This is a genomic window from Acidimicrobiia bacterium (assembly GCA_035651955.1).
Classification (GTDB): domain Bacteria; phylum Actinomycetota; class Acidimicrobiia; order IMCC26256; family JAMXLJ01; genus JAMXLJ01.
The window spans coordinates 49853-70469 of record DASRES010000086.1 but is presented as its reverse complement, the minus strand read 5'-3'; the positions used below and the strand labels follow the sequence as shown (position 1 = coordinate 70469).

Here is a 20617-nt window from a genome sequence, read left to right as displayed (position 1 = left end):
TCCGACGCGCTACCGGCGACGCTTGAAGACGTTGCCGAAGCGACCGCTCTCCTCGTCGTCGTCGTAGTCGTGGTGCTCGACGGGACCGAGCGGGCGCTCGTCGCGCACGGCTTCGCGCAGGCTGGCGAAGAACGCGTCGTCGTCCAGGACCTGCGCGTCCATCGGCGGCTCCTCGGCGAACAGCTGCGTGCGCCCGTTGCCCGCGCGCTCTTCACGCGCGTGCTCGTCCGTTGCCGGTGCACCGGCCGCGTCGGAGGCCGCGCTCCCCGCGGGTGCGGGCGCGTCGGGCGCCGGCTCGGGGAACGGCGGGACCGCGTCGATCGTCACCGTGCTCTGGTCGGGGCGCGGAGGCTCCTCGCTCGCGGCAGCCGGCGCGGGTGCCTGCGGTTGCGGCGGCGGTTGCGGCGCGGGTTGCTCCTGGCGCGCGCCCTCGGGCGGCGTCGGGAGCTCGACGTCGTGGATCGACGGGCGCGACCCCGCGCTCACCGTCGGTCGCTGGTCGAGGGACTGCAGGTCCGCCTCGATCGCGCGACGCAGGCGCGACCGGTACTCCGTCTCGAACCGCTCGAGGTTGTCGATGTCGGCCAGCAACGCTTCGCGGCGCGCGCCGAGGCCGAGCACCTCGGCCTCGAGCCGGCGTTGCTCCGCCATCGCCATGCGGCGCGCGGTCGCCTCCGCCTCGCTGACGAGCGCGTACGCCCGCGTCTCGGCCTCCTCGACCATCTGCTTCGAACGCGTCTGCGCGTCCGCGATCGCCTCGTCGGCCGTCTTCTGCGCGAGCAGCAACGTGCGCTGCAGCATGTCCTCGTTCTCGCGACCCCGTCCGGCGTCGCTCTCCAACGACGCGACGCGCTCCTGGGCCTTCGCGAGCTGGTCCTGGAGGGACTCGATCGTCGTGGCGGCGCGTTCGAGCAGCTCGTCGACGTCATCCCGGTTGTAGCCCCGGAAACCCTCGCGGATGTCCATGTCCCGCAGATCGCGCGGCGTCACGTCCATGCCCGCCATGCTAGCGACGCGAGGGTGTGACGGCGCGGCAGCGCAGCGGCGCCGGTCTCAGATGATGCCGCTGCTCCCGCAGAGGATCCCTTGGACGATGAGGATCCCGAAGAACAGCACGAGGAACGACAGGTCGAACATGCCCGCGGGTGGGATGACCCGGCGGAGCGGCGCGAGCAGCGGCTCGGTCAGCTGGAACAGGACGGAGTTGATCGACGCCATCGCGCTGCCCGAGCGGACCGGGAACCACGACAGCACCGCCCTCAGGATGAGCACGATGAGGTAGACGAGGATGAAGGCGCAGACGACGGTCAAGGTGCTGCGTCAGGTCCGGTAGAGGCCCTTGGCCTGCAGGCGCTCCTTCTCTTCCTGCGAGACCTCGACGTCCGCCGGGGTGAGGAGGAACACCTGGTCCGCGACGCGCGACATCGTCCCGCCGACCGCGTACGCGAGCCCGCTCGAGAAGTCGATGAGCCGCCGCTGGAGATCCCGGCCCAGCCCCTGCAGGTTCACGATGACGGGCTGGTTCGCCTTGAGCCGGTCGCCGACCTCCTGCGCGTCGTTGAAGCCGTGCGGCTCGACGACGTGCACCCGGGCGGCGTGGTTCGCGGGCATGGGCCGGATCACGGGCGGCTTCGGCGACGGGACCACCGTGGGCTCGTCGTTGCGGGGCAGCGGCCGGACCGTCGCGCCCACCTCTGCTGCGCGCGCCGGAGCCTGCACCCGCGTCACGACCGGCTCGGGCGCCTCCTCGTAGTACTCGTCGTATTCGGCGTACTCGTCGTCGTCCTGCAACCCGAGGTACACCAGGGTGCGACGCCACAACGAAGCCATCCGCACGACCTCCCGCTGGTCAGCCTACAGCCCACGCCTCGCGCGAGCGTGGACGGGCGGGGTGCTCGATCAGGCCCGGGGACCGAAGATCGCCCTGCCCACGCGCACGATCGTGGCGCCCTCCTCGACCGCGACCTCGAAGTCCTCGCTCATCCCCATCGAGAGCTCGTCCGCCCCGACCCGTGACGCGAGCTCTCGCAACGTGGCGAAGCACGCGCGGGGATCGGCGGTCCGGGGCGGGACGGTCATCAGCCCGGCGACGTCGAGGCCGAGCGCGCGGAGGGAGTCGGCGAGTGCGGGCGTGTCACTCGGGGTGCAGCCCCCCTTCTGGGGCTCGTCCCCGACGTCGACCTGCACGAGCACCCGCGCGCCCGGGGCGCGGCGCGCCATCGCCTCGCCGAGCGAGAGGCGGTCGACGGAGTGCCAGAGCGCGACGTATGGCGCGAGTGCCGCGACCTTGTTCCGCTGGAGGCGGCCGACGAAGTGCCAGCGCGGTGCACACCCGGCCCCGTCGAGGACGGGCGCCTTGGCCAGCAGCTCCTGGGCGCGGTTCTCGCCCAGGTCGCGCAGGCCCGCGTCGACCGCCTCGACGAGCCGTTCCGCCGGGACGGTCTTCGACGCGCCGACGAGCGTGACGCTGCTCGGGTCGCGACCGGCTCGGCCGGCGGCGTCCGCGATGCGCGTCCGCACCTCGTCGATGCGCGTCGCGAGGTCGGTCACGTCGTCTTCTTCACGACGATCATCGCCTGACGGCCGGTGACGCCGTCCCGCCGGTGCGAGAAGTACCGGTCGGGAGCGTCGGCGGTGCACGGAGCCGCCCTCGCCACGTCGTGGACGCCCGCCTCGGCGAGCGCGGCGACCACTGCGGCAGGCAGGTCGAGCGCAGGGTCACCGTCGAGCGTCCGCGACACCACACCGCGACCGAAGCGCGCCGCGAGGCGAGCGAGGTCGTCCTCGCCGAACGCGTAGTGGCACGCGTTGACGCACGGACCGACGAGCGCGCGTACGTCACCCGGGCCGAGTGCCGCGACGGCGTTCGCGACCACGCCGGCCTCGAGACCCTTCCACCCCGCGTGCACCGCGCCGACCGCGTGCTGCGTCGCCAGCGCGATCGGCACGCAGTCGGCGACGAGGATCGCGAGCGGCAGGCCGGGGACGGTCGTGACGACCGCGTCGGCGTCGGTGCCGCTCACGCCCGCGTCGTCCGCGCGCACGACACGCGCGCCGTGCACCTGTCGCAACCACACCCATCGCCGTGGATCGTCGGGAACGCCTGCGATGCCGCGCGCGACGCGTCGCCGGTTCTCCGTGACGGCGTCGGGATCGTCGCCGACGTGGTCAGCGAGGTTCAGCGACTCGTACGGCGAGCGCGACACACCGCCCGTGCGCGTCGTGAACGTGACCTCGGCGATCCCGAGGCGGGGCACTACCGGAGGAACTCGGGGACGTCGAAGTCGTCGTCGGAGAGGTCGATCTCCTCGTCCTTGCCCGCGAGCGCGGCTTCCTCCTCGCGGAGGCCGAGCGGTGTCGAGGCCTCGGTCGGGCGACGCTCACCCTCGTAGCGATCGAAGCCCGCGGCAATGACGGTGATGCGCACCTCGTCGCCGAGCGCGTCGTCGATGACGGCGCCGAAGATGATGTTGGCGTCGGGATGCGCGGCCTGCGAGATGATCTCGGCCGCCTCGTTGACCTCGAACAGGCCGAGGTCCGACGGGCCGGACACGTTCAGCAGGATCCCGCGCGCGCCCTCGATGCTCGCCTCGAGCAGCGGGCTCGAGATCGCGCCGCGCGCTGCGGTGACGGCCCGCCCCTCGCCCGACGCGTAGCCGATCCCCATGAGCGCGGAGCCGGCGTTCGTCATGATCATCTTGACGTCGGCGAAGTCGGTGTTGATCAGGCCCGGCGTCGTGATGAGGTCGGTGATGCCCTGCACGCCCTGCAGGAGGACCTCGTCGGCCATCTTGAAGGCGTTGAGCATCGTCGTCTTCTGGTCGGAGACCTGGAGGAGACGGTCGTTCGGGATGATGATGAGGGTGTCGACCTTCTCCTTGAGGCGCTGGATGCCGCTCTCGGCCTGCACCGAGCGGCGCCGGCCCTCGAACGAGAACGGACGCGTCACCACACCGATCGTCAGCGCGCCGAGCTGCTTCGCGACCTCCGCGACGACCGGTGCACCGCCGGTGCCGGTGCCGCCACCCTTGCCCGCGGTGATGAACACCATGTCCGCGCCCTTGAGCACCTCCTGGATCTCGTCGTGGTGCTCCTCGGCCGCCTGACGGCCGACGTCAGGGTCCGACCCGGCACCGAGACCGCGCGTGAGCTGGCGACCGATGTCGAGCTTCACGTCGGCGTCGCTCATCAGGAGCGCCTGCGCGTCGGTGTTGATCGCGACGAACTCGACGCCCTTCAGCCCCGCGTCGATCATCCGGTTGACCGCGTTGCAGCCACCGCCGCCGATCCCGACGACCTTGATGACGGCGAGGTAGTTCTGCGGTGCACCGAGCATGGGGACCCTTCCTTGTCGGCGGGCACGGTACCCGCGCCGGGCGTCACGACGTCGTGCCGCGGCGATCGGCGAGCACGGTCGTGGCGTGCTCGCCGATCGGATCGAATGCGTGTCGCGACTGTTCCCGCAGGTCAGGGTGAACCGTGAACCTCAACTGGAGGTCGAGCGTTATGTCAACCTGCGGTATCGGTCGAGACTCTACCGAATCGTCCCGCACTGGTCAACGGGCGCGCGCGGCGGCGCGCACGCGCCGCGAGCGACACGCGCTCATCCCGTCGCCGGTGTCTCGGGCATCGTCACGTCGACGTAGTGCACGCGCGCGCCGTCGAGCGCGTGGAGCACCGCGACTGCGGCGTCGGTCTTCGCGGTGAGCTGCGCGGTGGTGCCGAGCCGGATCTCCCCCGCCGGCGCGCCGGGCGCGAGCCGCAGCGTGACGTTGCCGTGATCGAGCGCGAGGCCGACGACCATCGGGCGCAGCTCGTCGGGGAGCCGGTGCGCGACGCTCAGCAGGCGGACGTCGACCTGGCCGCCGGGCGCGGGCACGACCCCGACGCCGGCGAGCTCGGGGAGGCCGGCCGGCGGGGCCGGGACGTCCTCCAGGACGCGCCCCGACGCGTCGACGAGCGCGACCGTGCCGGGACCGCGCGCGATCCACGCCGCGGGCTGGCGCAACGTCACCGTGATCTGGACCGTCCCCGGCAGGTGCTTCGTCACGACAGCGCGCTGCACCAACGGGATGGACTCCACGCGGTGCGCGATCCGGCCGCGGTCGAGTGTGAGCAGCGCCGACCCCGGTTCGACGCGCGCGGCCGCGCGGATCTCGGCGGGCGTGACCGCACCGGCGCCCGTCGCGTCGACGTGGTCGACGTCGAGCAGCGGCGACTGCACGAGCAGCCACCCGAGCCCGGCCACGCATCCGGCGCACACGACGGCGAGCAGCACCCGCAGCCGCCGGCGTCCCTGTGCGCGGATCACCTCGACGCGACGCGCACGGATGCGCGGGTCGATGCTGCGCTGGTCCGCGCTGGTCGTGCTCACGCGCCGCCACCTCCCACGGTCGCCTCCTCGGGTTCGAAGCCCACCATGTGCAGCTCGGGCTCGAGCCGGATGCCCGTCTGCTCCTCGACGCGGCGCCGGACCTGCGCGACGAGCGCGTGGACGTCGTCCGCGGTCGCGTCCGGCTCGGCCTGGAAGAAGTTCGCGTGCTTCGGCGACACGAACGCGCCTCCGACGCGCAGCCCCTTCAGCCCGCACGCGTCGATCAGCCGGCCCGCGCTGTCGCCCGGCGGGTTGCGGAACACGGATCCCGCGTTCGCGCCACCGGGCTGGTGCTCACGTCGCCACGCGACGACGTCCGCGATCCGTCGTTCGCACGCTGCCGCGTCGCCGCGCGTCACGGTGAAGCGCGCGCCGACCACGACGTCGTACGGGCCGAGCGCCGATGTGCGGTACCCGAGCCCGAGGTCGTCCGGGATCCACGTCCGGATCGTCGCGGCACCTGAGGCGAGGTCGACGACGTGCGCGTCTGCGACGACCTCGCGCGTGTCGCGACCGTGGCCGCCGGCGTTCATCCGCACCGCGCCGCCGACCGTGCCGGGGATGCCGACGTAGAACTCGAGTCCCGCCCGCCCCGCGGCCGCGCTCCGGCGCGCGAGCACAGGCAACGGCACCGCCGCCCCGGCGGAGACCACATCGTCCGACTCGACGTCGACGTGCGCGAACCCGGCGTCGAGCACGAGGACGACGCCCGCGTACCCGTGCTCCGCGACGAGCAGGTTCGAGCCACGCCCGACGACGAGCACCGGTACCGCGCGGCCGTGGACGACCTCGGCGACCGCGGCGAGCGCGTCGAGGTCGCCGACCCGGACGAGCACCGCCGCCGGTCCGCCGAGCCGGTACGTCGTCAGCTCGGCGATCGGCGCGTCGCACGTGACCGCGTCGCCGAGCCGGTCGCGCAACGCACGGGCGGCGTCGGCGAGCATCACGACGCGCTCGCCCGCAGCTCGCGCTCGCGGACGAGCGCGAGCATCTCGTCGGCCAGGTTCCCGACGTCGCCGACACCCATCGTGAGGACGACGTCGCCGGGGCGGGTCACGGCGAGCACGTTCGCCGCGAGCTCCGATCGACGCGGGAAGTACGCCACCGGCAGCGACGGGTGCGCGTCGAGCACGGCGCGCAGGATCAGCCGGCCGGACACGCCGGGGATCGGCACCTCCGCCGCGGGCGCGCACACGTCGGTCAGCACGAGAAGATCGGCCTCCGTGAACGCGTCCGCGAAGTCCCGCCACATGAGCGACGTGCGGATGTAGCGGTACGGCTGGAACACCGCGACCACGCGCCGCCAGCCGCACTCGCGCGCCGTGCGGATCGTCGCCTGCAGCTCGGCCGGCAGGTGCGCGTAGTCGTCGACGAGCGTCACGCCGTCGATCTCACCCTTGAAGTGGAACCGGCGGGCGACACCGCCGAAGTTGCGCAGCGCGTCGACGATCGTGGCGAGGTCCACGCCGAGCTCGGAGGCGGTCGCCAGTGCACCGAGCGCGTTCAGCGCGTTGTGCCGGCCTGGGACCGCGAGCTCCACGGTGCCGAGGTGCCGACCGCGCACGGTCACGTCGAAGCGGCTGCCGACGCGGCCGCCACTCTCGTAGCCCGTCAGCCGGTAGTCGGCATCCTCCGACTCGCCGTACGTGACGGCACCGGCGCGTCGCGCCGCGAGCCGGCGCGCGACCCCGTCGTCCGCGCACACGACGACGAGCCCGGGGATCCCGGCGAGGAACCGCTCGAACGCGTCGACGAGATCGTCGAACGTGCCGTAGTGCTCGAGATGGTCGGGCTCGACGTTCGTGACGACGGCCATCTCGGGCGCGATCTCGAGGAACGTGCCGTCGCTCTCGTCGGCCTCGACGACGAGGAGGTCGCCCGCGCCACGCGCGGCATTCGTGCCGACCTCGTGGAGCTCGCCGCCGATGAGGAAGCTCGGCTCGCGCCGGGCCGCGAGGAGGACGAGCGCGAGCATCGACGACGTCGTCGTCTTGCCGTGGCTGCCGGCGACGGCGATCGTCCGCCGCGTCGCGACGAGGGCGCGCAGCGCGTCGGCGCGGCGGAGCACCGGGACGTCGCGCGCCTGCGCAACGCGAACCTCGAGGTTCGACCACGGGACCGCCGACGAGATCACGACCGCGTCCGTCGCGGGCGCGATGTTGTCCTCGGTGTGCCCGACCTTCACGTCCACGCCCGCGACACGCAAGCGCTCGAGCGCGCGTGACTCGTGCAGGTCCGATCCGGACACGGTGTGGCCCATCTCCTGCAGCAGCAGCGCGAGTGCGCTCATCCCCGAGCCGCCGACGCCGACGACGTGGATGCGCCGCGGCTCCCGGAGGTCAAGCTCGTACACCGGCGACCTCCTCGACCAGGTCCGCCAGGCGCGCGGCGGCGTCGGGACGGGCGATCGACCGAGCGGCGACGCTCATGGCGTCGAGGCGGGCGCGGTCGTGGAGCAAGGGTGCGACGAGCTCGTCGACGCGCGCGCCGTCGCACTCGTCGTCGCGCAGCACGAGCGCCGCGCCGGCACGCGCGAGCGTCTCGGCGTTGCGGGTCTGGTGGTCGGCGGGCGCGCCGGGGAGCGGGACGAGGACCGACGGGACACCGGCCGCGGTCAGCTCGGCGACCGTTCCCGCGCCGGCGCGGCACAACGCGAGCGACGCGCGCGCGTAGACGCCGTCGAGACGCTCTTCGTACGGGACGAGCACGTAGTCGAGCGCGTCGCCGGCACGCCGGAGCGACGCCAGCCGCTGCGCGCACTCGTCGTAATTGCGCGGACCGGTCACGTGGTGCACGGCGACGTCGTCACGGTCGCGCCAGCGTCGGTACAGGTCGAGGGCCGCGACGTTCAGGGTACGGGCGCCGAGGCTCCCGCCCACCACGGCGAGCAGCGGCGGCGACGACGGCGATCGGACGAGCTCGACCATCTCGCGGCGCACCGGGTTCCCCGTACGCGTCGAGCCGGGCAGCGGCGTGTCGGGCAGCGAGACGGCGGCGCGCGCGCCCAGACGGACGGCGATCCGGTTGGCGAGGCCCGGCGCGGCGTCCTGCTCGTGCACGAGGGTCGGGACGCGTGACGCGCGCGCGGCCGCGACGAGGGGCAGTGACCCGTACCCGCCGAAGCCGACGACGACGCGCGGCCGGAACCGGCGCACGAGCCGGCGGGCAGCGACGAACGCGCGCGCGGTGTCGCGGACGACGGCCACGTTCTCGAGGGTCAGCCGGCGGCGCAACCCACGCCCGGGCAGCAGGTCGACCGCGAAGCCCGCCTCCGGCCACGCGCGCTCCTCGAGCCGGCCGCGCACGCCGACGAGCCGGATCGAGTCTCCCGGATGGCCACGCCGCACGAGCTCCTGCGCGAGCGCGATCGGCGGGTAGACGTGACCACCGGTCCCGCCTCCACTGATCATGGCGAACAGGCGCGCGTCCGCGCTCACGTCGCCTGGCGTGCGACGTTGCCGAGGATCCCCGTCGCCGCCATCGTGAAGAGCAGCGCGGACCCGCCGAACGAGACGAACGGGAGCGGGATGCCCGACACGGGCAGCAGGCCGATCACCGCTCCGATGTTGATGATCGCCTGCCCGACGACCCAGACCGTCACACCGGACGCGAGGAGCATCCCGAACCGGTCGGGAGCGCGCGCCGCGGCTCGGATGCCGACGACCGCGAACGCGAAGAACAGGCCGATGACGAGCAGCGTCCCGACGAGGCCGAGCTCCTCGCCGATCACCGCGAAGATGAAGTCATTGTGCGCGTTCGGGAGGAACAGCCACTTCGACCGCCCCGCGCCGAGACCGACTCCGCTCCAGCCGCCGCTGCCGAGCGCGATGAGCGACTGCGCGATCTGGTAGCCGGTGTTCGACGCGTCCTTCCACGGGTGCAGGTAGGTGAACACGCGCGCGCGCCGGTACGGCGCCGCGACCGCGAGCAACGCGGTCGCGGCGATGCCGCCCCCGAACACCGTGCCGAGGTGACGGGCGCGCACGCCGCCCATCAGCAGGACCCCCGCGACGATGAGCGCGAGCACGATCGTCGAGTCGAGGTCCGGCTCCCGCATGACGAGCAGACCGAACACGAGGAACACGAGCAGGATCGGCCGCAGCACGCGCCGCCAGTCGTGCAGCTCGTGCTCCCGACGGGTGAGCACGTCCGCCGCGAACACGAGCAGCGCGAGCTTCGCGATCTCGGACGGCTGGACGCGCCAGCTCCCGACGCCGAGCCACCGGCGCGAGCCGTACGCGACGATCCCGATGCCGGGGACGAGCACGACCGTGAGCAGGACACCTGCTACGACGAGCAGCGGGACCATCAGGCGCTGCCAGCGGTGGTAGTCGATGCGGGCGACGACGACGAACGCGACGACGCCGAACAGCGTCCACATGAGCTGGCGCTCGAAGAAGTACCAGGCCGACCCGTAGTTCGCGAGGGACTGGACCGACGACGCGGAGAGGATCATCACCGTGCCGACCACGTTCAGGACGGCGACGGTCGCGACGAGCAGCAGGTAGCCGGCGGGCCGGTCGCGGCCGGCCTCGACCCACCGGGCGTAGAAGCGGGCGAAGCGGTCGGCGCCCGGCACACGGACGCGCGGCAGCCGCAGCCGGCGGAGGGTCTCGGCGGTCGCGCTCACGCCGTCTGCTCCTTCGCGGCGATCAGTGCCGCGACCTCGCGCGCGAAGTCGTCGCCACGCTCGCCGTAGTCGTGGTACCAGTCGAACGACGCGCACGCCGGCGACAGCAGCACGGTGTCACCGGGCTGCGCGAGGGCGGCAGCGCGGTCGACGGCGTCGTGCATCGATGCCGCGACGACGACGGGAACCGCGCCGGTGAACGCGCGCTCGACGTCCGCGGCTGCGTCACCGATCGCGACGACCGCGCGCAGGTGCGGCACGACGTCGCGCAGCACGCCGAGGTCGAGACCCTTGTTGTGACCGCCCGCGACGAGCACGACGGAGTCGAACGCCGCGACCGCGGTCAACGTCGCGTGCGGGTTGGTCGCCTTCGAGTCGTCGACGAAGCGCACCCCACCAGACTGGCCGATCGGCTCCACGCGATGGTGGAGCCTCTCGAACGTCGCGATCGCGCGCGCCGCGCCGTCGCGCGTCGCGCCGACGTCGAGCACCGCGGCGGTCGCGGCGAGCGCGTTCGCGACGTCGTGGGGCGCGTCGCTCCGCATCGCGTCGAGCGTCGTGATCGTCTCGCCGGACGGGGTCACCAGCCGCCCGCCGTCGACGTGGAACGCGTCGGAGCGGGCGCGCGTCGTGAACGCGACCGCGCGGCTGGGCGTGGCGCGCGCGAGCTCGGCGACGCGCTGGTCGTCGGCGTTGAAGACGAGCAGGTCGCCGGCGGACTGGTGGCGGTAGACGTTCGCCTTCGCGTCCTCGTACGCGGCGCGTGACCCGTGCCAGTCGAGGTGGTCGTCGGCGAGGTTCAGCAGCACCGCGACCCGGGGTGCGAACGTCGGCGCGAACCGCAGCTGGAACGACGACAGCTCGGCGACGAGCACGTCGACGTCGTCATCGACTGCGTCGATCAGCGGCCGGCCGATGTTGCCCGCGGCGGTCGCACGCACGCCCGATGCCGACAGGATCGCGGCCGCAAGCGTGGTGACGGTCGTCTTGCCGTTGGTCCCCGTCACCCCGACGACCGGGACGCGCGCGCGCTCGCCGGCCAGGTCGATCTCGCTGCGGACGGGGACGCCGGCCTCCTCGGCATCCGCGATCACGCGATGGCGGTCGTGCACCCCCGGGCTCGGGACGACGAGCGCGCTCCCCCGCACGAGGGCGCGTAGCGCGTCGTCGTCGGGCGCCTCGACGACCCGCACGCCGAGCGCGCGGACCTCGTCGCGCGCTTCGTCGTAGCCCGGATGGTCCGGGTGCTCCTCGACGGCGACGACCGTCGCGCCCTCGCGCACGAGCCGGCGCGCGACGGCGCGCCCTGTGGCGGCGAGCCCGACGACCAGGATCACTCGATGACTCCCGGGATGCGGAGGAAGTCGGCGTAGAACAGGCCGAGCCCGAGCGCGACGCACATGCCCGCGAACAACCAGAACCGCACGACGACGGTGAACTCGGGCCACCCGCCCACCTCGAAGTGGTGGTGGATCGGCGACATCCGCAGCACGCGCCGTCCGAAGCCGCGGAACGCGACGACCTGCGCGATGAGGCTCATCGTCTCGACGACGTAGAGCCCGCCGAGGATCGGCAGCAGCAGGATCGTGTGCGTGAGGAGCGCGAGCCCCGCGACCGCGCCGCCGAGCGCGAGCGCGCCCGTGTCGCCCATGAAGATCTGCGCGGGCGCGGCGTTCCACCAGAGGAACCCCGTGCACGCGCCCATCATCGCCCCCGCGATGACGCAGTGATCGAGCGACGCCGCGGCGAGCGAGTGGTACTGGTGCGGGTGCCGGAACTGGACGAACGCGATGACGACGAACGCCGAGAACACGAGCGCGGAGGCGCCGGCCGCGAGCCCGTCCATCCCGTCCGTGAGGTTCACGCCGTTGCTCGTCGCGAGGATGACGAAGACCGCGACGACCCCCCATCCCCACGGGCCCATGTCGAGCGCCATCCGTCTCGTGAACGACAACTGGGTCGACACGTGCACCCAGTTCAACGCCAGGATCACGAACCCGGTGCCGACGACGATCTGACCGAGCAGCTTGCCGCGCTTGCGCAACCCGAGGTTCCGGTGGGCGCGCACACCGAGGTAGTCGTCGATGAACCCGAGCAGCGCCATGCCGAGGATGAGCATCATCAGCGCGAGACCGCTGTTCGCGTGCTTGAACGCGTGCGAGCGGAGGTGCGCGACCAGATAGCCGGCCGTCGCCGCACCGACGATCGCGACACCGCCCATGGTCGGCGTGCCCGCCTTGCGGACGTGCGGATGCTCGATCGGGCCGTCGTCGCGGATCGCCTGGCCGATGCCGCGGGCGCGCAGCAGACGAATCAGGAACGGGGTGCCGAGGACGCTGACGACGAAGCCCGTCCCCGCCGCGATCAGGAGGTTGATCACGGGCGGAACCCCGCACGGGTGTCGGCCGCGCCCGCGAGCAGCGCGTCGGCCACGACCTCGAGCCCCACCGCGCGGCTCGCCTTCACGAGGACCGCGTCGCCGCGGCCGGCGAGCTCGACGACGGCGGCGAGCGCGTCCGCCGGTGCGTCCGTCTCGACGACGTCGTGCACGCCCGCGGTCCGCGCACCGGTGGCGAGCGCGGCTGCACCCGCACCGACCGCGACGACGGCGTCGAACCCGAGCTCGCCCGCGAGCCGACCGAGCGCCTCGTGCTCCGCGGCCGCGCAGTCGCCGAGCTCGAGCATCTCGCCGAGCACGGCGATGCGTCGTCCGGCGGCGGGCAGCCGCGCGAACGACCGCATCGCGGCCGCGACCGCGGTCGGGCTGGCGTTGTAGGCGTCGTTCAGCACGGTGAGGCCGGCCGGCGAGTGGCCGAGCTCCATGCGCCAGCTCGCCCCGGTCGCCTCTCCGAGGCCGAGCACGACGTCGTCGAGCGGCACACCGAGCACGAGCGCGACGGCCGCGGCCATCCCGGCGTTGACGACCTGGTGCTCGCCCCGCACCGCGAGCCGCACGCGAGCGGAACCCCAGGGCGAGTCGAGCGCGAACGACGGCCGGAGCTCGTCGTCGATCTCGACGGCACCGACGCGCACGTCACCCGCCTCCGGGTCCGCGCCGAAGCCGACCCGCACGACGTGCGCCGCGCACCCGCGGACGAGGACCGGTGTCATGTCGTCGTCCGCGTTGACGACCGCGGTCCCGTCGGCGGGGAGCGCGGCGAGCAGCTCGCCCTTCACGCGCGCGACGCCGGCCCGCCCGCCGAGATGCTCGGCGTGGGCGAGCCCGATGTGTGTCACGACGCCGACGCTCGGGCGCGCGATCTCGCACAGCTCACGGATGTTGCCGGCGAAGCGCGCGCCCATCTCGGCGACGACGACCTCCGTGCGCGCGTCCGCGCCGAGCAGCGTGAGCGGCAGCCCGGACTCGTTGTTGAACGACCCGGGGCTGGCCGCGACCTCGAACCGCCGCGCGAGCGCGGCACGGCTCAGGTCCTTGGTGGACGTCTTGCCGGCGGATCCGGTCACGCCGACGACCGTCGCGTCCGTGAGGCGATCGCGCGCCAGCCGGCCGCAGTCGCCGAGCGCGCGCAAAGTGTCGTCGACCCGGACGAGCGCGCGCGCTCCCGGCCGGCGCGCGTCCGGCACGTCGCGTTCGACGACCGCGACGAGCGCGCCGCGCTCGAACGCGTCGTGCACGAAGTCGTGACCGTCGCGATTGCCGCGCAGCGCGAAGAAGCACGCGCCGGGCTCGAGCGTCCGGGAGTCGTACGTGAACGACGTCGCCGTCCACGCCGGGTCGCCGTCGAGGATGCGGCCGCGGGTGGCCGCCGCGATGTCGCCGACGGTCATGTCCATCCGAGGCGCTCCAGCTCCTCCGCGGCCACCACCCGGTCGTCGAAGGGCACCACGCGGTCGCCGATCGTCTGGGTCGTCTCGTGTCCCTTGCCCGCCACCACGACGACGTCACCGGGGCGGGCGCGCTCGAGCGCGAGCCGGATCGCCGCGCGCCGGTCGAGCTCGATCGTGTACGGCGCGCCGTGGCGCAGCCCCTCCTGGACGTCCTGCACGATGGCGGCGGGATCCTCGGAACGTGGGTTGTCGGACGTGACGACGACGAAGTCGGCACCCTGCGCGGCCGCCTCGCCCATCATCGGGCGCTTCTCGCGGTCGCGGTCGCCGCCGCAGCCGAACACCACGATCACGCGGCCGTCGGTGCACAGCTCGCGCGCGCCGGCGAGGGCGTGCTCCAGCGCGACCGGCGTGTGCGCGTAGTCGACGAGCACCGTGAAGGGCGCGCCCCGCCCCACGCGTTCCATCCGGCCCGGCACGGTCACGGGTGTCGACAAGCCGGTGACGACGGCGTCGAGCTCGAAGCCCGCCGCGAGCGCGGTCGCGCCGGCGGCGAGCGCGTTCGACACGTTGAACGTGCCGGCCAGTGACAGCGTGACGGGCGCACGCGCGCCGGACGGCACGTGGACGAGCGTGAACCTCGTCGCACCCTGCTCGGTGTGCAGATCGCGTGCCTGCACATCGGCCGCGCCGTCGTCCACCGCGAACGTCGTCAGCGGGACGCGCGCGCACGCGCAACGCCGTGCGAGCTCGACGCCGTAGCGGTCGTCGAGGTTGACCGCCGCCGCGCGCGTGCGCGCCGGTTCGAACAGCAACGCCTTCGCCTCGAAGTACGCGTCCAGCGAGCGGTGGAAGTCGAGGTGCTCCGTCGACAGGTTCGTGAAGCACGCAGCCGCGAAGCGAGTGCCGTCGACACGGTGTTGGGCCAGCGCGTGCGACGACACCTCCATCGAGACGGTCGTGACCCCGTCGTCGCGCATGCGGGCGAACAGCTGCTGGAGCTCGGAGGCCTCGGGCGTCGTCCGCTCGAGCGCCACGGCCCTCCCCGCGATGCGCGCACCGACCGTCCCGACGATGCCGGTCCGCTCCCCCGCCGCGACCGCGATCGCGTCCAGCAGCATCGTCGTGGTGGTCTTGCCGTTCGTACCCGTCACGCCGAGGCACCGCATCGCGTCGGACGGGTGACCGAAGAACGTCGCCGACACCGGCCCGAGAGCGCGCCGGACGTTCGCGACGCGGGCCTGGCTCACGTCGAGGGGGAGCAGGCGCTCGACCAGCAACGCGGTCGCGCCGCGCACGACGGCGTCGGGCGCGTAGTCGTGTCCGTCGGCCCGCGCGCCGCGGATGCAACAGAAGCACGACCCGCGCGTGACGCGGGTGCTGTCGTGGACGACCGAGGTGACCTCCGTGTCCGGGTCTCCGGCGCGCTCGACCACGTCGACGTCGGCGAGGAGCTCGTGCAGGCGCACGACGGGACCTATCCCTTCGGCGGTGCGACGCCGGTCAGGGTACCGGCGGCTGCACCGCGCGCCCCGGTCGAGGCGGGCGCGGTCGTGACCGGCGTGCTCGCGTGCTGGGCCGCAGGGGCCGTCGTGACCGCCGTGGTGACCGTCGTCGTGACGGTCGTCGTCGCGGTCGTCGCCGGGACCTGCGGGACGCCGACGGGCGGCGGCGCCGCGCCGCCGGCGGGCGGCACGCCGAGGAGACGCAGCGCGTCGTGCATGATCTCGGCGAACCCGGGCGCCGCGATCTGCCCGCCGTAGTACAGGTTCTGCGGCTCGTCGATCACGACGATCACCGCGAGCTGCGGGTTGTCGGCCGGCGCGAAGCCGACGAACGACGCCACGTGCTGTCCCGTCGTGTACGGCGGCTTGCGCGCGGTCCCCGTCTTCCCGGCGATGGTGTAGCCCGGGATCGCGGCACCGGTCCCGGTGCCGTCCTGGACGACCGCCTCGAGCATGTTCGTCACGACCGACGCCGTCTGCGCGGACACGACACGGTGCCCGCGCGCGACGGGCAGATCGTGACGCTTGCCGCTCGGGTCGACCGTCGCGGCGACGAGTCGCGGTGCGACGGACACGCCCCCGTTGGCGATCGTCAGGTACGCGTCGAGCATCTGCATCGACGTCACCGCGATCCCCTGGCCGATCGGCATGCTGCCCATGCTCGTCGCGTTGTAGTCGGCGAGCGGGAGCAGCAGGCCCGATGCCTGGCCCGGGAACCTGATCGCGGTCTTGGACCCGAAGCCGAACGCGCGGAGGTAGTGGTCGAAGCGCGTCGCGCCGAGCTTCTTCGCGATCATGATCGTCCCGATGTTCGACGACTGCCGCATGATGTCGTCGAGCGTCATCTGCTCCGTGCCGTGTGCCTCGTCGTCGGTGTACTTCGTCTTGCCGACGTACAGCGCGCCGGGAACCGTGAGCGTCGCGTCCGGCGCGACGGCGCCGTCCTCGAGCGCGCCGGCCATCGTGATCACCTTGTTCGTCGACCCCGGCTCGTAGACGTCCGTCAGCGCGCGGTTGCGCTCCTCGTCCGTCGCGACGTGCGCGGGTGTCGTCGCGGTCGGGCCGTCGACGGTCGCCATCGCGAGGATGTCACCGGTGTGCACGTCGGCGACGATCGCGGTCGCGCCCTTCGCGGTCGCGAGCGTCGCCTGCTTCATCAGCACCTGCTCGGTCTGGTACTGCAGCGACTGGTCGAGCGTGAGGACGAGGTCGTCGCCGCTGACGGCGGGACGAAAGCGCCGCTGCGAGCTCGGGATCTCGCGGCCGCGCGGGTCCTGCTCGATCACCACCTCGCCCGAGTGCCCGGCGAGGAGCGAGTCGTAGCCCGCCTCGAGACCGCCCAGACCCTGGTCGTCGATGCCGACGTAGCCGAGCACGGACGCGGCGACGGACCCGGCCGGGTAGAAGCGCTTCGACTCCGGGCTCGTCCCGATGCCGGGCAGGTCGAGCGCGGTCACGCGCTTGGCGACGTCCGGCGACACCTGGCGCGCGACGTACGCGAACGCGACGCCGGGCTGGGCGAGACGGCTGCGCAGGTCCTGCTGCTGCGACTGCGTCATGCCGAGGATCGGCCCGAGCGTGCGCGCGTACCCGTCGGGGTCGCTGATCACGCGCGGGTCGGCCCAGATCGTCTCCTGGGGGACGGAGATCGCGAGGTCGTTGCCGTTGCGATCGAAGATCGCGCCCCGCTCGGCTGCGAGCTTCAGGGTGTGCACGCGCTGGTCGAGACCGAGGCGCGCGTAGTGCTTCGCGTCGAGCGCCTGGAGGTCGACGAGCCGCCCGCCGATCACCAGGAAGACGACCGCGAACACGACGAGCAGTCCGACGAGCCGCCGCTTCGGCGACGCGCGGCGGACGTGACGGATGCGCTTCGGCGCGCGCCGGACGCGAACCGTCGCCGGCCGGGCCGCGTCGCGCGCGGCTACGCGCGGCGCAGCAGCGCGGCGAGGTCGGCCGGCGGGCCGGGCAGCAGCGGACGCGACGCCGGGTGGGTTCCCGCGCCGAGCCTTCGCCGGCGCGGCCGGGCGGCCCCTCGTTGCCGGTGGTCGTTGGTCATGGCCGTGTCTCAAGGTGGGGCTTCACCTTCTGGTAGTCCTCGGTCGAGCTGGACGGCGTTGACTGGGCGGCCGGGCCGGACGCGTCGGGCACGGTCACGAACGTCGACGGTCCACCGGGGACCATCCCGAGCTGTTGCGCGCGAGTCGCGATGCGACTCGGCGCGGAGAGCTGCGCGACCTCGAGACGGAGGCGCTCGTACTGCTGCTGCGCGCCGGTCGTCTCCCGGTTGAGGCGGTCCAGCTGGAGCTGCCCCTGGGCCACCATCACGTGCAGCACGACGACGACGAACACGGACACGACCGAGACGAGGCCGAACAGCACGATCCCGCGACGCACCTGGCGCTCGCGCTTGGCGGCCCGCTCGTCGACGACGCGCAGGTGGCGCGCCGGCTCCGGCCGCTCCCGCGGCGCCGGGCGGGTGCGAGCGCGCGCGGCCGCGGGCTCGGGTCCGACGGGAGGCGTCACGTCGACTCGCGGTCCGCGTCGGTGCCGCCCGTCTCGACCTTCTCCAGCGCGCGCAGCCGCGCGCTCGCGGCACGCGGGTTCGCCGCGATCTCGGCGTCGCTCGGTCGCAGCGGCTTGCGCGTGACGAGCCGGAACCCGGGCTTCGCGACGGGGCCGGGCGCCGGACCGCCGCGGCTCGGGCGGCTTCCCGACGCCGGGACGCGGCCGCTGAGCCGGCCGAAGTGCTCCTTCACCATCCGGTCCTCGAGCGAGTGGTAGGCGAGGACGAGGACGCGGCCCCGCGGGCCGAGGAGATGGACGGACTCGTCGAGACCGTCGGCGAGGTTCGGCAGCTCGCGGTTGACCTCCATGCGGATCGCCTGGAAGGTCCGCCGGGCGGGGTGGCCGCCGCGGCGACGGGCCGCCGCGGGGATCCCGTCCTTGATCGCGTCGACGAGGTCGCCGGTCGTGAGGAGCGGCCTGCTCGCGACGATTCGCCGGGCGATTCGCCGCGCGAAGCGCTCCTCGCCGTTGCGCGCGATGACGTCGGCGAGGGTCTCCTCGTCGTACTCGTTGACGACGTGGGCCGCGGTCAGCTCCTGGGCCGCGTCCATCCGCATGTCGAGCGGCGCATCGGCCCAATACGAGAAGCCGCGCTCGGCGCGGTCGAGCTGTGGGCTGCTCACGCCCAGGTCGAACATGATCCCCACGACCGTCCCCTCGTTGATTCCGTGTGCTGCTGCGATCTCGCCGAGATCAGCGAAGCTCCCCTGCACGATCCGAGCCCGGGCCCCGAACGGCTCGAGCGCCGCGCGCGCGGCCGCCACCGCGGTCGCGTCACGGTCGATCCCGAGCAGCTCGACGTCGGGCCGGGCATCGAGCACGAGCCGGGCGTGTCCCCCTCCGCCGGCCGTCGCGTCGACGACCACGCCGCCGGGAACTGGTGCGAGCAGCTCGACGACCTCCCGGCCCATCACCGGGACGTGCACGAATGCCACGCCCGCTCCTCCCTCGTGCTCGGCCCGGGGCACGTTCCTGCGCCGGGACCGAACCCCGACCCACCACGAGCCCCCCGGCCGAACGAGTGCCGTCCGGTTGTCTCCCCGAAGCGACTCGGTCAAAAGCGGGCGGAGTAGGGGCCTTCAACCGCGCCGGCCGGGGGGCTCGTGGTGGGTCCGGTCCGGATCGCACCTGTCAAGGTCTCGCTGTCTCGCCGTGTTGCGGTGTTGCGGTGTCGCCGTGTTGCGGTGTCGCCGTGTTGCGTGCTCCGCGGTTGCTGCTCGTCAGAAGAAGTCGGCCAGGCCCTCGGCGTCCGCGAGATCGCGCTGGCCGGCGACGTCCTGGTCGCGCCAGCGCTGCGCGTCCCACAGCTCGACGCGCACGTCGACGCCGACGATCATCACGTCCCGCTCGAGGCCCGCGAACTCGCGCAGGTTCTGCGGGATGGCCACCCGCCCCTGCTTGTCGGGCTGGACGGGCTTGGCGCTCGCGAAGAACGTGCGGGCGGCGCGCCGCTCGCGGTCACCCCGTCTCGACTTCTCGCGCACGCTCTCCGCCATCGCCTCGAACTCCTCGCGTGGGAAGACGCTGAGGCACCCGTCGAGACCCCGGGTGATGACGGCGCCCTCGGCGAGCTCGTCCCGGAACTCCACGGGCAGGATCACCCGCCCCTTCGCGTCCAGGGAGTGCTGGAACTCCCCGAGGAACATCCCGGACCCCTCGCTGCTGGCTGCCGGCTCCACCCGACGCCGGCGTGTGCCGGGACCGGGGCGCCTGCGCTCCCCGACCCGGGCTGACATCTCCCCTTCACACCACTGCGCGCCACCCTACGCCACCTCGCGCCACTCGTCAACCACAACAGCCACACCACGCACCACTTCTTGCGCGCGTCAGGGCGCGCGCGGGCGCGGCGGCGCCCGCGGCGCGGAATCAGCGGCGCGCGGTGCGGGCTACGCGGGGACGGCGTCGCCGTCGGGGAGGTACGGCTCCCAGCTCGGGTCGATCGACCCGGCCGTGGCGACGAGCCACAGCGTGGCGTGCGGCGCGACCGGCGGCCGCCGCAGGGCAAGCGTCGTCTCCGAGAGGAGCCGGTCCTCCTTGCGGGCGTTGCACGCCCGGCACGACGCCACGACGTTCTCCCACGTGTGGGGCCCGCCGCGTGAGCGAGGCACGACGTGGTCGATGTTCTCGGCGGGCCGGTTGCAGTACTGGCACCGGTGCCCGTCGCGCGCGAAGACGGCCCGGCGGGAGAGCGGCACGCGTGAGCGGAACGGCACGCGCACGTAGTGGACGAGCCGGATCACCGACGGGATCGGCAGGCAGGCCCGTTCCGAGTGCAGCTCACCCGAGCGGCGCGAGACGATCTCCGCCTTGTCCTTGAGGACGAGGACGACCGCGCGCCGGACGGACACGACGCACAACGGCTCGAAGCTGGCGTTGAGCAGGAGCGCTCTCCCCAAGGCTTCGAGACCTCCCTCGGTCGTGCCGTCGGGGCGGCAGTCTACCGGCGCCCGTCGCGGACCCGCGAGAGCCTCGCCACGTCGCGACACCACTCGAGGTACGCGACGACGTCGCGCGGCGCGAAGCCATCCCCGGCGGCCGCCGCGCCGTACTGCGTCTCGAGACGGAACCGGACGTACTCGGGGTCGGGCAGCGGGAGGAACGGCGGATGAGCCCACCATCGCGGACGCGCGAGGCGCGCCGCCTGGGTGACCGCGACCGGCCACAGGTCGGGCCGCCGCGCGACCGCGCGCGCGGCACTCGGCAAGACGGCTCGCGCGTTCACGCCGCGCACGGTACCGGAGCACCGCCGGCACG

21 protein-coding genes are annotated in these 20617 nt (G+C 73.4%); all 21 read right to left on the bottom strand.

Annotated elements, in window-relative coordinates:
- Positions 1 to 9 precede the first annotated feature (9 nt).
- A complete protein-coding gene (locus VFC33_18765; GenBank protein ID HZR15285.1) occupies positions 10 to 996 on the bottom strand; it encodes a DivIVA domain-containing protein in 987 nt (328 codons plus the stop codon).
- A 57-nt stretch (positions 997 to 1053) separates the two neighbouring features.
- Entirely contained in the window at positions 1054 to 1311 is a 258-nt protein-coding gene (locus VFC33_18760; protein HZR15284.1) for a YggT family protein, read from the bottom strand.
- A gap of 9 nt (positions 1312 to 1320) precedes the next feature.
- Entirely contained in the window at positions 1321 to 1830 is a 510-nt protein-coding gene (locus VFC33_18755; GenBank protein ID HZR15283.1) for a cell division protein SepF, read from the bottom strand.
- A 69-nt stretch (positions 1831 to 1899) separates the two neighbouring features.
- Positions 1900 to 2550, bottom strand: coding sequence for a YggS family pyridoxal phosphate-dependent enzyme (locus tag VFC33_18750; GenBank protein HZR15282.1), 651 nt, complete (start codon positions 2548 to 2550; stop codon positions 1900 to 1902).
- Positions 2547 to 3257, bottom strand: coding sequence for a polyphenol oxidase family protein (locus VFC33_18745; protein HZR15281.1), 711 nt, complete (start codon positions 3255 to 3257; stop codon positions 2547 to 2549). The genes VFC33_18750 and VFC33_18745 overlap by 4 nt, the downstream gene beginning before the upstream one ends.
- A complete protein-coding gene (gene ftsZ / locus VFC33_18740) occupies positions 3257 to 4336 on the bottom strand; it encodes a cell division protein FtsZ (GenBank protein HZR15280.1) in 1080 nt (359 codons plus the stop codon). Before ftsZ ends, VFC33_18745 begins: the two co-directional genes overlap by 1 nt.
- A 267-nt stretch (positions 4337 to 4603) precedes the next feature.
- Complete coding sequence (locus tag VFC33_18735) at positions 4604 to 5374, bottom strand: FtsQ-type POTRA domain-containing protein (protein HZR15279.1); 771 nt, start codon at positions 5372 to 5374, stop codon at positions 4604 to 4606.
- Positions 5371 to 6318 carry a UDP-N-acetylmuramate dehydrogenase gene (gene murB, locus VFC33_18730; protein HZR15278.1) on the bottom strand — a complete coding sequence of 316 codons (948 nt, stop codon included), beginning with the start codon at positions 6316 to 6318 and terminating at the stop codon, positions 5371 to 5373. Before murB ends, VFC33_18735 begins: the two co-directional genes overlap by 4 nt.
- Complete coding sequence (gene murC / locus VFC33_18725; GenBank protein HZR15277.1) at positions 6318 to 7727, bottom strand: UDP-N-acetylmuramate--L-alanine ligase; 1410 nt, start codon at positions 7725 to 7727, stop codon at positions 6318 to 6320. Before murC ends, murB begins: the two co-directional genes overlap by 1 nt.
- On the bottom strand, positions 7714 to 8811 hold the full coding sequence (locus VFC33_18720; protein ID HZR15276.1) for a UDP-N-acetylglucosamine--N-acetylmuramyl-(pentapeptide) pyrophosphoryl-undecaprenol N-acetylglucosamine transferase: 1098 nt from the start codon (positions 8809 to 8811) through the stop codon (positions 7714 to 7716). Before VFC33_18720 ends, murC begins: the two co-directional genes overlap by 14 nt.
- Positions 8808 to 10004, bottom strand: a complete 1197-nt coding sequence (gene ftsW / locus VFC33_18715) for a putative lipid II flippase FtsW (protein ID HZR15275.1) — start codon at positions 10002 to 10004, stop codon at positions 8808 to 8810. The genes VFC33_18720 and ftsW overlap by 4 nt, the downstream gene beginning before the upstream one ends.
- Positions 10001 to 11341, bottom strand: a complete 1341-nt coding sequence (gene murD, locus VFC33_18710) for a UDP-N-acetylmuramoyl-L-alanine--D-glutamate ligase (protein ID HZR15274.1) — start codon at positions 11339 to 11341, stop codon at positions 10001 to 10003. Before murD ends, ftsW begins: the two co-directional genes overlap by 4 nt.
- Positions 11338 to 12384: a phospho-N-acetylmuramoyl-pentapeptide-transferase gene (gene mraY, locus VFC33_18705; GenBank protein ID HZR15273.1), complete on the bottom strand. Its 1047-nt coding sequence runs from the start codon at positions 12382 to 12384 to the stop codon at positions 11338 to 11340. Before mraY ends, murD begins: the two co-directional genes overlap by 4 nt.
- The gene (gene murF, locus VFC33_18700) at positions 12381 to 13799 is read right to left on the bottom strand and encodes a UDP-N-acetylmuramoyl-tripeptide--D-alanyl-D-alanine ligase (protein ID HZR15272.1); all 1419 of its coding nucleotides are present in this window, start codon (positions 13797 to 13799) and stop codon (positions 12381 to 12383) included. Before murF ends, mraY begins: the two co-directional genes overlap by 4 nt.
- Positions 13790 to 15262, bottom strand: coding sequence for a UDP-N-acetylmuramoyl-L-alanyl-D-glutamate--2,6-diaminopimelate ligase (locus tag VFC33_18695; GenBank protein ID HZR15271.1), 1473 nt, complete (start codon positions 15260 to 15262; stop codon positions 13790 to 13792). The genes murF and VFC33_18695 overlap by 10 nt, the downstream gene beginning before the upstream one ends.
- An 8-nt stretch (positions 15263 to 15270) precedes the next feature.
- Complete coding sequence (locus VFC33_18690) at positions 15271 to 17109, bottom strand: penicillin-binding protein 2 (GenBank protein HZR15270.1); 1839 nt, start codon at positions 17107 to 17109, stop codon at positions 15271 to 15273.
- Positions 17110 to 17350: 241 nt separating this feature from the next.
- Positions 17351 to 17821: a cell division protein FtsL gene (ftsL, locus tag VFC33_18685; protein HZR15269.1), complete on the bottom strand. Its 471-nt coding sequence runs from the start codon at positions 17819 to 17821 to the stop codon at positions 17351 to 17353.
- A complete protein-coding gene (gene rsmH / locus VFC33_18680; GenBank protein HZR15268.1) occupies positions 17818 to 18774 on the bottom strand; it encodes a 16S rRNA (cytosine(1402)-N(4))-methyltransferase RsmH in 957 nt (318 codons plus the stop codon). Before rsmH ends, ftsL begins: the two co-directional genes overlap by 4 nt.
- Positions 18775 to 19083: 309 nt before the next feature.
- Entirely contained in the window at positions 19084 to 19509 is a 426-nt protein-coding gene (gene mraZ / locus VFC33_18675; protein HZR15267.1) for a division/cell wall cluster transcriptional repressor MraZ, read from the bottom strand.
- 240 nt (positions 19510 to 19749) lie between these two features.
- Positions 19750 to 20259 carry an HNH endonuclease gene (locus VFC33_18670; protein HZR15266.1) on the bottom strand — a complete coding sequence of 170 codons (510 nt, stop codon included), beginning with the start codon at positions 20257 to 20259 and terminating at the stop codon, positions 19750 to 19752.
- A gap of 41 nt (positions 20260 to 20300) precedes the next feature.
- A complete protein-coding gene (locus VFC33_18665) occupies positions 20301 to 20585 on the bottom strand; it encodes a hypothetical protein (GenBank protein HZR15265.1) in 285 nt (94 codons plus the stop codon).
- Positions 20586 to 20617: the final 32 nt, after the last annotated feature.

What these genes read in the sequence shown, in the direction of transcription:
- VFC33_18765 (HZR15285.1), bottom strand. Translation starts at nt 996, where the DNA reads ATGGACGTGACGCCGCGCGATCTGCGGGACATGGACATCCGCGAGGGT.
- VFC33_18755 (HZR15283.1), bottom strand. Translation starts at nt 1,830, where the DNA reads ATGGCTTCGTTGTGGCGTCGCACCCTGGTGTACCTCGGGTTGCAGGAC.
- ftsZ (HZR15280.1), bottom strand. Translation starts at nt 4,336, where the DNA reads ATGCTCGGTGCACCGCAGAACTACCTCGCCGTCATCAAGGTCGTCGGG.
- murB (HZR15278.1), bottom strand. Translation starts at nt 6,318, where the DNA reads ATGCTCGCCGACGCCGCCCGTGCGTTGCGCGACCGGCTCGGCGACGCG.
- murF (HZR15272.1), bottom strand. Translation starts at nt 13,799, where the DNA reads ATGGACATGACCGTCGGCGACATCGCGGCGGCCACCCGCGGCCGCATC.
- rsmH (HZR15268.1), bottom strand. Translation starts at nt 18,774, where the DNA reads ATGGGCCGGGAGGTCGTCGAGCTGCTCGCACCAGTTCCCGGCGGCGTG.
- mraZ (HZR15267.1), bottom strand. Translation starts at nt 19,509, where the DNA reads ATGTTCCTCGGGGAGTTCCAGCACTCCCTGGACGCGAAGGGGCGGGTG.